The organism is Ferrovum myxofaciens (genome assembly GCF_013181415.1).
GTDB lineage: Bacteria > Pseudomonadota > Gammaproteobacteria > Burkholderiales > Ferrovaceae > Ferrovum > Ferrovum myxofaciens.
The window spans coordinates 703,110-717,461 of sequence record NZ_CP053676.1 but is presented as its reverse complement, the minus strand read 5'-3'; the positions used below and the strand labels follow the sequence as shown (position 1 = coordinate 717,461).

Genomic DNA, 14,352 nt, shown 5'->3' with positions numbered 1-14,352 from the left:
CCTCACCTTGTGCGCACAGCGACAACCCGAAGTCGGGGAATTTCGTGATGCCTTTCCCCACTCAGGATCAACGATTGCAGTGCTGATGCGCGCAACCCCCTGTCCTCATTCGATGATAGCCAGGACGGGTTTGCCGCGTTCTCGATCTTGATAAAAAAGGAGCACTGAAAAATTAAGACAAACACGCTTTCTGCAGAACAGTTGCACAAGATGGACGCCTACTGGCGTGCCGCCAACTACCTGTCGGTCGGCCAGATTTTCTTGTGCGACAATCCGCTACTGAAACGTCCGCTGACAATTACGGATATAAAGAAAATGCTGCTGGGCCACTGGGGCACAACGCCGGGGCAGAACTTCATCTACGCGCATTTGAATCGGGTCATCAAGAAGTACGACCTCGACATGATCTACGTTGCCGGCCCCGGGCACGGAGGTCCGGCGGTGGTGGGCAACACCTATCTCGAGGGTACTTACAGCGAAGTCTATCCCGACATCAGTCAGGATGAGGCCGGACTGCAGAAGTTGTTTTTGCAATTTTCGTTTCCCGGCGGCATACCCAGTCACGCCTCACCGGAGTGTCCCGGCTCGATTCATGAAGGCGGCGAGCTAGGCTATTCGTTAAGCCATTCGTTCGGCGCTGTATTCGATAATCCCGATCTGATCGTCGCCTGTGTCGTCGGCGATGGAGAGGCGGAAACAGGACCGCTGGCTACCGCGTGGCATTCCAATAAATTTCTCGATGCGGCTACCGACGGCGCGGTGCTGCCGATATTGCACCTCAATGGCTACAAGATTTCCAACCCGACCATACTCGCCCGAATCGAACATGAGGAACTGGAACAGTTGCTGCGTGGCTATGGCTGGATGCCGATCTTTGTCGAGGGGTACGACCCTACGCTGATGCATGAGGTGATGGCCACAGCACTCGACACAGCAGTGGAACAGATCAAAAAAATCCAGCACGACGCTCGCGCGCTCGGCGACCTCACCCGTCCGCGCTGGCCGATGATCGTGCTCAAATCGCCCAAGGGTTGGACCGGCCCCAAGGTCGTCGACGGCCTGCAGATTGAGGGTGCCTTCCGTGCGCACCAGGTACCGCTGCACCCGCACAAACATCCCGAACACTTAAAACTGCTGGAAGACTGGATGAAGAGTTACCGGCCTGAGGAACTTTTCGACAAGCAGGGACGCCTGAAAACGGAACTGGCCGAACTTGTACCTTTGGGCTGTCGCCGCATGGGCGCTAACCCGCACGCCAATGGTGGCATCCTGCTGCGCGATCTGCGTATGCCGGATTTTCGCGACTATGCGGTCAGCGTGCCTGAGCCTGGCGCGCCGGGCATCGGCGACACGCATGTGCTTGGCCCATTCCTGCGCGATATTACCAAGCTGAACGATGAGCAGCACAATTTCCGTGTGTTTGGTCCCGACGAAACACTTTCCAACGGCTTGGAAGCATTGTTTGACGTGACCGAACGCCAGTGGGATGCTGCGACTCTGCCGAATGACGAATGTCTTGCACCGAGCGGTCGTGTGATGGAAATGCTCAGCGAACACCAGTGTGAAGGCTGGCTCGAGGGCTATCTGCTTACCGGGCGACACGGGCTGTTCAACTGCTACGAAGCCTTCATCCACATCATCGACTCGATGTTCAACCAGCACGCAAAATGGCTGAAAGTCACCGCGCACATACCGTGGCGCAGAAAAATTGCATCGCTGAATTATTTACTTGCCTCGCATGTATGGCGCCAGGATCACAACGGCTTCACCCATCAGGATCCCGGCTTTATCGACCATGTGGTGAACAAGAAGGCAGAAGTGGTGCGCGTGTATTTTCCACCCGATGCAAACTGCCTGCTATCGGTGATGGACCACTGTCTGCGCAGCCGTCATTACGTCAACGTGGTGGTTGCGGGTAAACATCCGGCGCCGCAGTGGCTGAGCATGGACGAAGCAGTCAAGCACTGCACCGAGGGTATCGGCATCTGGCAATGGGCCAGTAACGATCAGGCGGTGTCACCCGACGTGGTGATGGCCTGCTGCGGCGATGTGCCCACGCTGGAAATACTTGCTGCCGTTTCTATCATGCGTGAGCATCTGCCCGAACTGAAAATCCGCGTGGTCAATATCGTTGACCTGATGAAACTGCAACCACCCAGCGAGCACCCGCACGGCTTGAGTGATATGGATTTTGACGAGCTCTTCACCAAAGACAAGCCGGTGATCTTTGCCTACCACGCCTACCCGTGGTTGATCCACCGCCTGACCTACCGTCGCATCAACCACAACAACTTCCACGTGCGCGGCTACAAGGAAGAGGGCACTATCACCACGCCCTTCGACATGACGGTGCTGAACGACCTGGACCGCTTCCACCTGGTAATGGACTCCATCGACCGCCTGCCACAGACCGGCGACAAGGGTATGGACCTGAAACAGCAACTCAAGGACAAGTTGATCGAGCACAAGCAGTACATCGACAAGAATGGTCAGGACATGCCCGAGATTCGTAACTGGCGCTGGAGTGCTGGGCGGGCCGCTGATAATTCAAGGGATATGAGGCAGATACTGACAGAGCAGCGTGTTGGACTCAGCAGTCAGGATGCGAAATGACTTGTATCTGTCCCGTCATCACTCTCTCGCCGCGCGACTATGATGCCGTTCTGTTCGATCTGGATGGGGTGCTGACGAAAAGCGCGAGCGTGCATGCCTCGGCTTGGAAAAAGCTCTTCGACGAGTTTCTCAAGCAGCGCGCCACCAAGGCAGGGGAGGCGTTCGTGCCCTTTGATATCGATACCGATTACCCGCGCTACGTCGATGGCAAGCCGCGTTACGACGGCGTGGCAGATTTTCTTGTATCGCGCGGGATCGAATTGCCCTTGGGCACAGCCGAAGATGGCCCCGAGGTGCAAAGCGTGCACGCGCTGGGGAATCTGAAAGACCGTTATTTCCTGCAATACCTGGAGCATGAGGGCATCGAGCCTTATGCGGCGGCAATCGCGCTGGTGCGCAAACTCCGCGCGCAGGAAATCAAGACCGCCGTGGTGTCCTCCAGCAACAACTGCGCGGCGGTGCTCGAGGCAGCGGGTATCGCGCAGCTGTTCGATGCGCGCGTCGACGGGATGGACGTGACGCGCCTCAAACTCGAAGGCAAGCCGGCGCCGGATGCTTTTCTGGAGGCGGCGCGCCCCGTCTCGGGATCGAGCCTGCGCGCGCTGTCGTTGTGGAGGACGCGATCGTCGGCGTAAAGGCCGGGTGCGCCGGCCGTTTCGGCTGTGTCATCGGCGTCGATCGCCGTGACCAGACGCAGGCGATGCGAGATGCCGGTGCTGATGTCGTGGTGACCGATCTGGGCCAGATTCAGTTGGCAGTGGAGCCGTCTTCAGCGTGGTCGCTGGTGTTTGAGGACTTTGATCCGGCGCAGGAGGGTATCCGTGAAGCCTTGTGCGCACTGGGGAACGGCTATTTCGCGACGCGCGGGGCCACCGCCGGAGCGCAGGCCGATGACATTCACTATCCCGGCACCTACCTCGCCGGTGGCTACAACCGCTTGCGCACCGACATCGCCGGTCGCAGCGTCGAGAACGAGGATCTGGTGAATTTCCCCAACTGGCTTGCGCTCAAATTTCGCATCGGCGGGGACGACTGGTTCGACGTGCGCAGCGTCAAGATCCTGTCTTATCGCCAGGAACTCGATCTGCGTAGCGGCATGCTGTTGCGCAGCCTCAGCTTCGAGGACGGCCAGGGGCGGCGCAGCACGTTGTGCGAACGACGCCTGGTGTCGATGGGCGATATGCACCTGGGCGCGCTGGAGTTGGCGCTGACAGCAGACAACTGGTCGGCAGGCGTCACCGTGCGCTCGGCGATCGACGCCCGCGTCACCAACGACGGTGCGAAACTGTACCGCAAGTTCAATAATAAGCATTTGGAGTCGCTCGCAGGCGAGGTCGTCGGCGAAGACGGTGTGTGCCTGCTGGTGCGCACCTGCCAGTCGCATATCAGCGTCGCGCAGGCGGTGCGAACGCGGTCGTTCCTTGACGGGAAACTGCTCGAAGTCCGGCGCCGGGTCATCGAAGAACCAGGGTACATCGGCCAGGAACTCAAAGTCGACCTGAAGCAAGGCGAGACGCTGCTGATCGAGAAGCTGGCGTCCATTTACACCTCGCGTGATCACGCCATTTCAGAGTGCGGACTGGAGGCGCGCAAGGCGATCGCGCGCGCGGGACGCTTCGAGGCCGTGCTGGCGGAGCATGTGCTCGCCTGGAAGCACCTGTGGCGCCGCTTCGATGTGCATATCCAGCCGACCGATCAGGGGTTTAAGTCGAACGTCCCGATGCTGCTGCGGCTGAACATGTTTCATCTGCTGCAAGCTGTATCGCCCAACTCCATCGGCCTCGATATCGGTGTGCCCGCGCGGGGCTGGACCGGAGAAGCGTATCAGGGCCACATATTCTGGGACGAACTGTTCATTTTTCCGTTTTTCAACTATCGAATGCCCGAAATCACCCGATCGCTGCTGATGTACCGCTATCGGCGCTTGGGCGAGGCGCGTGCGGCGGCGGCGACGGCTGGCTACAAGGGCGCGATGTTCCCTTGGCAGAGCGCAAGCAATGGCGAGGAGGAGACCCAGGCGTTCAACCTGAACCCGCGCTCGCAGCGCTGGGTGCGCGACAACTCCTATCTGCAGCGTCATGTAGGCAGCGCCATCGCACAGAATGTCTGGCAGTACTTCCAGGTCACGCGCGATGTTGAGTTTTTGCATGCCTACGGCGCGGAACTGATCCTGGATATCGCTCGTTTCTGGTCAAGTATCGCCAGCTTCGATGACGCGCGCGGGCGCTACGAGATTCGTGGCGTGATGGGCCCCGACGAGTTTCACGACGGCTATCCGGATGCAACAACGCCTGGCCTCAACAACAACGCCTATACCAACATCATGGCCGTGTGGGTGCTGTGCCGGGCGCTGGAGGTGCTCGAGCTGCTGTCAGAGGTGCGTCGCGCCGAGCTCGCGGCGCGGCTGGGCCTGTCGGCGGAGGAGTTAGCGCGCTGGGATGACATCAGCCGAAAGATGTTCGTGCCGTTGCACGACGAGGGGATCATCAGCCAGTTCGAGGGCTACGAAACATTGCGCGAGCTAGACTGGGAAGGCTACCGGACCCGGTACGGAAATATTCAACGCCTTGATCTTATTCTCGAGGGGGAGAACGACAGCACCAACCAATACAAGCTATCGAAACAGCCCGACGTGCTGATGTTGTTCTACCTGTTTTCCGCCGATGCACTCGGCGAACTGTTCGAACGTCTGGGCTATGCGTTCGAATACGAGACCATTCCGCGCAACATCGCCTACTATGCCGACCGCTCGTCCAAAGGCTCGACGCTGTCTCAGGCGGTGTTGGGCTGGGTGCTGGCACGTTCCGACCGGCAGCGCGCAATGGATTTCTTCGTGCAATCACTGCAAAGCGACGTGAACGATGTCCAGCAGGGCACTACTGCGGAGGGCGTGCATCTCGGCGCGATGGCGGGGTCGATTGATTTAATGCAACGTGTGTCGACGGGTATTGAAGCCAGAGGCGATGTTCTGCACTTCGCTCCGGAATTGCCGCAGGAGTTGGAGCGCCTCGACCTGAGCATCCGCTACCGCGGGCATTCACTCGATTTGCGGCTCACGCGCGACGCGCTCAGGGTTCGTGGACGCGATGATGCGGCGCCGCCGATTTCCCTATGCGTTGAAGATAATATCTACGAATTTGTCAGCGGTACAACCCGCGTGTTTCGATTGAGCGGCGAGGCAAAGGGGAGGTTTAGGTGATAGTTTCGACGTTGGACCAATAGTTTTGACCTTCCAAGACATGTATGGTACGGTGATGATGCCTCCAAATAAAGAAATCGGCCTGCCGCGCCAGAAAACTTGCAGGAGAAGATCCCCATGATTTACGCCGCACCCGGTGCCGCAGGTGCCAAAGTCCAGTTCAAGGCCAAATACGACAACTTTATCGGTGGCAAGTGGGTCACCCCCGTCAAGGGCCAGTACTTTGACGTGATTACTCCGATCAACGGCAAGATCTACACTCAGGTCGCCCGCTCCGGCGCTGAAGACATCGAACTGGCACTTGACGCTGCACATTCCGCTGCGGACAAGTGGGGCAAGACCGCTCCGGCCATGCGTGCCCGCATTCTGTTGAAAATCGCCGACTGTATGGAAGCCAACCTTGAACTACTGGCCTACGTCGAGACGGTGGACAATGGTAAGCCTATCCGGGAGACACTGAATGCCGACATTCCGCTCGCCCTTGATCACTTCCGTTATTTCGCTGGCTGTGTTCGCGCCCAGGAAGGTACGTTGAGCGACATCGACGAAAACACGGTGGCCTATCACTATCATGAGCCGCTGGGTGTGGTTGGTCAGATCATTCCCTGGAATTTTCCGATTCTGATGGCCGCATGGAAATTGGCTCCCGCCCTTGGCGCAGGCAATTGTGTGGTGCTGAAGCCAGCTGAGTCGACGCCGATCAGCATCCTGATCCTGGCTGAATTGATTGCCGACATTGTGCCCCCCGGTGTTCTCAATATCGTCAACGGCTACGGCCGCGAAGCTGGCATGCCACTGGCCACCAGCAAGCGCATTGCCAAGATTGCCTTTACCGGTTCCACTTCTACCGGCCGCGTCATCGCCCAGGCTGCTGCCAACAACCTGATCCCTGCGACGCTGGAACTCGGCGGCAAGTCGCCCAATATTTTCTTCGCTGACGTGATGGACAAGGACGATAACTTCCTCGACAAGGCGATCGAAGGTTTGGTGCTGTTCGCCTTCAATCAGGGTGAGGTTTGCACCTGTCCGTCCCGCGCACTGATCCAGGAATCGATCTACGACAAGTTCATGGAACGCTGTCTGGTTCGCGTCAAGAGCATCAAACAGGGTAATCCCCTGGATACCGATACCATGATCGGTGCCCAGGCATCAAAGGAACAACTGACCAGAATTCTGACCTACCTTGACCTTGGCAAGCAGGAAGGTGCACAAGTGCTGGCCGGTGGTGCGCAAGCCAGCGTTGGTGGCGACCTTGACGGCGGTTATTACGTCCAGCCAACCTTGTTCAAGGGACACAACAAGATGCGCATCTTCCAGGAAGAAATCTTTGGCCCAGTGCTGGCGGTGACGACCTTCAAGGACGAATCTGATGCCCTGGCGATGGCCAATGACACGCTCTACGGCCTCGGCGCCGGCGTCTGGAGCCGTAACGGAAACGTTGCCTACCGCATGGGTCGCGCCATCAAGGCTGGACGCGTATGGACCAACTGCTACCATGCCTACCCGGCCCATGCTGCCTTCGGAGGCTATAAGGAATCCGGCATCGGGCGTGAAACGCACAAGATCATGCTTGACCATTACCAGCAAACCAAGAACCTGCTGGTCAGTTACGCCGAGCGGAAACTGAGTTTCTTCTGATCTTTGAGTGGAATGATCGTGCTTGTCATGGATACGATGTAACTTTCTAGGGGGGGAATGCCAGTGATCAGAACTGAAAAATTCTTTACCATAGGCATTGCCACTCCGGCAGACCAGTTCGGGAGGGTACTTGCTGCAGTGGCCGCGCGTGCATCGAACCGGATGAAGTACCATGAATGAAACAGCACCCTTGTCGCCTCGCTTTGCCATGATTCTCGAGCGGGCACGCCATCATCCTTCTTTGCCGGTAGCGGTAGTGGATGCGCAGGAGGCGCATGTACTGGCCGGGGTGTTGGAAGCCAGCGATTATGGTTTGATCGAACCGGTGCTACTGGGCCCGCAGGCCCAGATCGAAGCCGTGTGCCGACGACTGGGTTGCCCCGTCGATCGTTTTCCAATCCTCAATAGGGCATCGGCTACAGAAGCGGCCGAAGCGGGCGTGCAGTTGGTGCTGGAAGGTAAGGCGGCAGCCCTGGTGAAGGGCTGGATACACACCGATGAGTTGATGCGCCCAGTGTTGCGTCAACTGCGCACGGCGCGGCGCGTCAGCCATGTCTTCGTGGCTGATTTGCCCAGTTACCACAAACTTCTATTCATCACAGACGCTGCCATCAATATAGTGCCGGATCTTGCCACCAAGGCGGCGATCCTGCAAAACGCCATCGACCTGGTGCGCATCCTGGGTGTGGACAGGCCGAAAGTAGCGGCGCTGTCGGCGGTAGAGTTGGTCAAACCGAGCATTCCCTCTTCTCTGGACGCCGCCTGTCTTAGCAAGATGGCCCAGCGCGGCCAGATTACCCATGCCGAGGTGGACGGTCCACTGGCCTTCGACAACGCTATTTCGTGCGATGCAGCCAAGATCAAACAGATCAACAGCACGGTGGCCGGCGAGGCAGATATCTTGCTGGCACCAGACCTGGATGCCGGCAATATCCTTGCCAAAGGTATGGAATACCTCGCCGGAGCGACTCTGGCAGGTATCGTGATCGGTGCCAGAGTGCCGCTGATGCTTACTTCCCGTTCTGATCCGCCCGCCGCCCGCCTGATCTCCGCCGCCATTGCCGTGTTGTTGCACCAGCATTGGGACGGTGATGGCGTATCAGTCATGGCTATACCCACTCCAGGAGATGAACCATGACATTCAGGTGTTCAGGGGATTTTCTGGTTGATACAAGGGGCAAAACATGAACAAGGTCTCATACATCCGCTGGTTCAACGAAATTGGCATTGACGATGTGCCGCTGGTCGGCGGCAAGAATGCCTCGCTGGGAGAAATGTACCAGAATCTGACGGCTGAAGGCGTGCGGGTTCCCAACGGGTTTGCCGTCACGGCGGAGGCATATTGTTATGTGCTTGAATACAATAACGCCTGGCAGCCATTGCATGCGGCGTTGGACGGACTGGATCCCGACAACATCAGGGATTTGCAGGCGCGTGGCGAAAAGGCCAGAGCGATTGTATACGGCTGCCAGTTGCCTGATGATTTGCAGGCGGCAATTTTGCAAGGGTATGCCCAACTCAAGCGCGAGTATGGCGAAACAATTTCATTGGCGGTGCGTTCCTCTGCAACGGCCGAGGATTCCCCGGAGGCCTCTTTTGCCGGGCAGAATGACACCTACCTCAATATCGCGAGCGACGATGCCCTTCTGGATGGTTACAAACGCTGCCTGGCTTCCAACTTTACCGACCGTTCCATCCACTACAAATACGACAACCACTTTGACTACTACAAGGTCTATATCTCCGTCGTGGTCATGAAAATGGTGCGCAGTGATATCGGGGCCAGTGGTGTGATGTTTTCGCTGGACACGGAAACGGGTTTCAAGGACGTTGTCTTCATCAATGCTGCCCCAGGACTCGGCGAAAATGTCGTTCAGGGCACCATCGACCCGGACAGTTTCTATGCGCACAAGCCCAGTTTTGTCATGGGTTATCGCGCTGTCCTGAAACGCCGTTTGGGCAGCAAAGAAAAAAAGATGATTTTTACCAACACACTCAATACTGGCAATATCGCGGTGGAATACACCAAGAATATTGACACCAGCAGCGAAGAAAGAAGCCACTATTGCATTACCGATTCGGATGTCATGGTATTGACCGACTATGCCATCAAGGTTGAAAACCACTATTCCAACAAAGCCGGTTCATACAAGCCCATGGACATGGAGTGGGCAAAAGACGGGTTGGATGGTCAATTGTATATGGTGCAGGCGCGACCGGAAACAGTGTCATCACAAAGGAAAGGCAACATCCTCGAGATTTATCATCTCAAGGAAAGGTCTGCGGTTCTTCTTCGAGGAAGGGCTGTCGGCACCAAGATTGGTGCAGGGAAGGCGCGCATCATCAACGACGTCAAACATCTGGAGGATTTTCAACCGGGGGAAGTGCTGGTTGCTGATACCACGACACCGGATTGGGAACCTGTGATGAAGATCGCCGCCGCGATCGTGACGAGCCGGGGTGGCCGTACCTGTCATGCTGCCATTGTGTCACGGGAACTTGGCATTCCAGCCATCGTGGGAACCGAAAACACGAATGAGGTAATCAAAAACGGTCAGGCGATCACGATCAGTTGCGCCGAAGGTGAAACTGGAACTGTTTATGACGGCATACTGGGTTTTGATATTCAGCAAACTGATCTAAGCCAGTTGGGACACCCCAAAACCAAGATCATGATGAATTTGGGTAATCCGGATCAGGCATTCAGTCTTGCCTCCTTGCCTCTGGATGGCATCGGGCTGGCACGCATGGAATTCATTATCAATGAATACATCAAGGTGCACCCAATGGCACTGAAACATCCGGAGAAGTTGGATTCAGCAACCTGCGAGAAAATCGCCGCCCTCAGTACCGCTTATGAAAGCCCGGTGGATTTTTTCGTCAAGACCCTTGCTGAAGGTGTCGCCACGATTGCGGCAGCGGTGTATCCAAAACCCTGTGTGGTGCGTATGAGCGATTTCAAGAGCAACGAGTACGCCACCTTGTTGGGCGGGATATTTTTTGAGCCGGAGGAGGGGAATCCGATGATCGGTTTTCGCGGCGCTTCCCGTTATACCCACCCCGCCTACGCCGAGGGATTTGCGCTGGAATGCGCGGCGATGAAACGGGTGCGTGACGAGATGGGACTGACCAACGTCAAGTTGATGATTCCTTTTTGTCGTCGCGTACAAGAGGGCGAAAAGGTGCTGGAAGCGATGGCCATGCACGGCCTCAAGCGTGGCGATAACGGACTGGAGGTTTATGTCATGTGCGAAATACCCAATAACGTCATCCTGATCGACGCTTTCGCAAAACTGTTTGACGGTTTCTCCATCGGTTCCAATGATCTGACTCAGTTGACTCTGGGTGTGGACCGCGATTCCGAGATCGTTGCCTTCGATTTCGATGAACGTGATGCCGGCGTGAAAGAGATGATTCGCATGGCGGTGGAAGGTGCAAAACGCAATGGCCGCCATTCCGGTTTGTGTGGACAGGCACCGTCGGACTATCCCGAGATGGCGGAATATCTGGTGGAACTCGGCATCGACTCCATGAGCCTCAATCCGGATACGATACTCACCACCACTCGGCTTGTGCTGGAGGTAGAACAACGTTTGTCAGGCAATTCCAAATAATGAAACTGGTCTGCCTTGGAGAAAAATCATGAACATTTTTCTGCCGGTTGCTTCGAAATTCAACCACTGGCGGGTCGGCAGATCATCGTCAACTCCAGGTTCATCAAGTTCAACCTGCTGCTCCCGGCGAGGAGAGATTCGTTGAAATTGAAAGGGTGGGGACATCTAAAGTGAACCGACCATGAATTCCACGGGCGGAACGGGGGGCACTGAAAAGTTGAATGTAATTGTTGCGAGTGCTTGTTCACAATCCAGGCACTTGCTGGATGTCCTGTATACGCTACAACAAAAACTTCTTCATCTCTCTGACCAGACCGTGCGCGCAGTTTCCGAACATCTTGGTCTGCCGGTCAGCCAGGTCGAATCTGTGGTCGAGTTCTATTCATTTCTATCCAAATCACCCCGTGGAAAATACACCATCCTGTTCAGCAATTGCACCAGTTGCGGGTTCATGCGGGGTGGCGAGAATCTGCTGCACTTGCTCTGTGATCGCCTGCATATGGTTGCTGGTAAGACGCGTGCCGATGGTTTGATCAGCATAGATGAAACATCCTGCATCGGCATGTGTGATCATGGTGCTGCCTTGCTGGTTAACGGAATGCCGATCACCGGTCTGGATTCCAGGAAGATCATGCGTGTGGCTGAACTGGTTGAAATGGAAACAGCGCTTTCGGACTGGCCCGCCGAATGGTTTTGTGTTGAGGACAATATCCGCCGTGCGGAGGTGTTGCTCAAGAATGATTTTGCTGCGGGTGCGGGTATTCGTGCGGCGTTGGTCCGTGGCTTTGATGCCACACTGTCTGAAATCATCCAGTCAGGGCTACGCGGACGGGGTGGCGCAGGATTCAGTACCGGCATCAAATGGAAACTTTGCCGCGAGGCCCAGGGAACTGCGCATTACGTGCTTTGCAATGCCGATGAAGGGGAACCTGGCACATTCAAGGATCGTGTGCTGTTGCATAGCCACGCCGATGCGGTGTTCGAAGGAATGACCCTATGTGCTGCCGTGATCGGTGCAAAACAGGGATTTCTCTATTTGCGCGGCGAATATCGCTATCTGCTGCCGCAATTGCAAGCCATACTGACGCATAGGCGGCAATTGGGTTTGCTGGGTAACCATATTCTTGGCCAGCGCAGGTTCGATTTTGACATCGAGATCGTCGTTGGGGCAGGTGCTTACATTTGCGGTGAAGAATCCGCGTTGATCGAATCACTGGAAGGAAGGCGTGGTGTGCCGCGCAATCGTCCGCCTTTTCCGGTGACGCACGGTTATCTCGGTCAGCCCACCGTTGTCAATAATGTCGAAACATTTGCCGCTGCCGCTCAGATTTCTTTGCACAGCAGCGCATGGTTCAGGGCAGCGGGCACGGAAAAATCGACGGGCAGCAAAATTCTGAGTGTGAGTGGCGACTGTTCAGTTCCCGGAATTTACGAATATTCCTTCGGTGTGAGCATCCGGCAAGTACTGGACGATTGCGGTGCGGGAGATGTTCAGGCAGTACAGGTCGGTGGTCCTTCCGGAACGCTGATCGGCAGCGCGCAATTCGAACGCAAACTGGGCTTCGAGGATTTGCCCACTGGCGGCTCATTCATGGTGTTCGGCCAGGAGCGCGACCTGCTGGCGATCCTGGTGAACTTCGCCCATTTTTTTGCCCATGAAAGCTGTGGCTTCTGTACGCCTTGCCGGGTGGGCACGACGCTACTCAAAAACGGACTCGACAAGATCGCCGGTGGTCATGGCACGCAGTATGACGTGGATGAAATGAAACGTTTGGTCACCCTGATCAAACGCAGTTCGCATTGCGGATTGGGGCAGACGGCTGCAAATTCCGTCTTGGACTGTTTACATCATTTTCCGCATCTGTTCGAGCAGCGTTTGGCGCACAATGATTATGAACCCTGCTTCGATCTGGACGCGGCGCTGGAAGAGGCACGACAACTCACGCATCGCAATGATGCGACCGCCCATCTTGAGATAGCGGGAGGATGACATGGGCGCCGAAGAAAACCGGTATGCGTTCAACTCGAATACCTTTGATATGGATGGCGTCGAGATCCCGTTCAAAGACGGGCAGACCATCATGGATGCGGCACTTGCCGCCGGTATCTATATACCCCATTTGTGTCATCACCCCGGACTTACGCCGCACGGCAGTTGCAAGTTGTGCATGGTCGATATCGGTAATAAGTGCATGTCGTCCTGCACCACACCCGCCGTGGCCGGTCAACAGGTCAGCAACAATACGCCTGTTCTGAATGAGGCGCGCAAAACCATCACGCAACTGTTATTCATCGAAGGCAATCATCTGTGTCCATCCTGCGAAAAGACCGGTAACTGCACGCTACAGGCAATGGCCTATTTTCTGGGTATGCTGGATGGACATTTCCCACAGTTCTTTCAGCGCCGCGAAGTGGATGCCTCGCATTTGACCGTGATGCTGGATCGCGACCGCTGCATACTCTGCGAGTTGTGCGTGCGCGCCAGCCGTGAAGTGGACGGCAAAAACGTGTTCGCCATCGCCGGGCGCGGCGTCACTGCGCATCTGGTTGTGAATTCGCCCAGCGGAAAGTTGGCCGACAGTGATCTTGAAACCAGCGACATGGCTGCACACATTTGTCCGGTTGGTGCGATCCTGATCAAGGAGCACGGCTATGAAATACCGATTGGGCGGCGTACCTTCGACCTGCATCAAGTCGGAGAAATCGGTCTTGAAAAAGTGATCCAGGCCAAGGCGAGGCATACTAATGAGTAAGTTCAGGATCGCCACGACTTCGCTCGCCGGTTGTTTTGGCTGCCATATGTCCTTTCTCGACATGGATGAACGGCTGGTGGAATTTCTTGAGCATGTGGAGTTCGATCGCTCGCCGCTGAACGACATCAAGCATTGCGGACCTTGCGACATCGGTATGGTAGAGGGCGGATTGTGCAATGGGGACAATGTGCATGTACTGCGTGAGTTTCGCGCCAATTGCAGGGTATTGATCGCAGTCGGTGCCTGTGCCATCAATGGTGGCGTCCCGGCGATGCGCAACCATTTCGATCTGCGTGCATGCCTCGAAGAGTCCTATCTGAACGGGATCGGCGTGGAGAACCCGCAGATTCCCGATGATGCGGAACTGCCGCTGCTGCTCGACAAAGTGCATCCCATTCATGAAGTGGTGCGGGTGGATTACTACCTGCCGGGTTGCCCGCCGTCACCAGAGGAGTTTATGAGCGTACTCGGCGATCTGCTGGAAGGTCGGGAACCTGTGCTTCCAAAAAGATTGCTGCATTACGATTAAAGATAT

The 14,352-nt window shown here is 56.3% G+C and carries 9 protein-coding genes; all 9 read left to right on the top strand.

Annotated elements, in window-relative coordinates; translation table 11 throughout:
- Positions 1–171 precede the first annotated feature (171 nt).
- The 9 genes from HO274_RS03475 (at position 172) to HO274_RS03435 (ending at position 14,346) form a co-directional block, all read left to right on the top strand.
- Positions 172–2,613, top strand: coding sequence for a phosphoketolase family protein (locus HO274_RS03475; RefSeq protein WP_273122263.1), 2,442 nt, complete (start codon positions 172–174; stop codon positions 2,611–2,613).
- The gene (locus tag HO274_RS03470) at positions 2,610–3,248 is read left to right on the top strand and encodes an HAD family hydrolase (protein WP_273121528.1); all 639 of its coding nucleotides are present in this window, start codon (positions 2,610–2,612) and stop codon (positions 3,246–3,248) included. Before HO274_RS03475 ends, HO274_RS03470 begins: the two co-directional genes overlap by 4 nt.
- Positions 3,224–5,812 (top strand): glycoside hydrolase family 65 protein, encoded by a 2,589-nt coding sequence (locus HO274_RS03465; protein WP_273121526.1) that lies wholly within the window; start codon positions 3,224–3,226, stop codon positions 5,810–5,812. The genes HO274_RS03470 and HO274_RS03465 overlap by 25 nt, the downstream gene beginning before the upstream one ends.
- Positions 5,813–5,929: 117 nt before the next feature.
- Positions 5,930–7,450: an acetaldehyde dehydrogenase ExaC gene (gene exaC / locus HO274_RS03460; protein ID WP_273121524.1), complete on the top strand. Its 1,521-nt coding sequence runs from the start codon at positions 5,930–5,932 to the stop codon at positions 7,448–7,450.
- 172 nt (positions 7,451–7,622) lie between these two features.
- On the top strand, positions 7,623–8,588 hold the full coding sequence (locus HO274_RS03455; RefSeq protein ID WP_273121521.1) for a bifunctional enoyl-CoA hydratase/phosphate acetyltransferase: 966 nt from the start codon (positions 7,623–7,625) through the stop codon (positions 8,586–8,588).
- A 46-nt stretch (positions 8,589–8,634) separates the two neighbouring features.
- Positions 8,635–11,064, top strand: a complete 2,430-nt coding sequence (gene ppsA / locus HO274_RS03450) for a phosphoenolpyruvate synthase (protein WP_273121520.1) — start codon at positions 8,635–8,637, stop codon at positions 11,062–11,064.
- Positions 11,065–11,245: 181 nt separating this feature from the next.
- On the top strand, positions 11,246–13,054 hold the full coding sequence (locus tag HO274_RS03445; RefSeq protein ID WP_273121518.1) for an NADH-ubiquinone oxidoreductase-F iron-sulfur binding region domain-containing protein: 1,809 nt from the start codon (positions 11,246–11,248) through the stop codon (positions 13,052–13,054).
- A 1-nt stretch (position 13,055) separates the two neighbouring features.
- Positions 13,056–13,817, top strand: coding sequence for a 2Fe-2S iron-sulfur cluster-binding protein (locus HO274_RS03440; RefSeq protein ID WP_273121515.1), 762 nt, complete (start codon positions 13,056–13,058; stop codon positions 13,815–13,817).
- The gene (locus HO274_RS03435) at positions 13,810–14,346 is read left to right on the top strand and encodes an NADH-quinone oxidoreductase subunit B family protein (RefSeq protein ID WP_273121513.1); all 537 of its coding nucleotides are present in this window, start codon (positions 13,810–13,812) and stop codon (positions 14,344–14,346) included. The genes HO274_RS03440 and HO274_RS03435 overlap by 8 nt, the downstream gene beginning before the upstream one ends.
- Positions 14,347–14,352 lie beyond the last annotated feature (6 nt).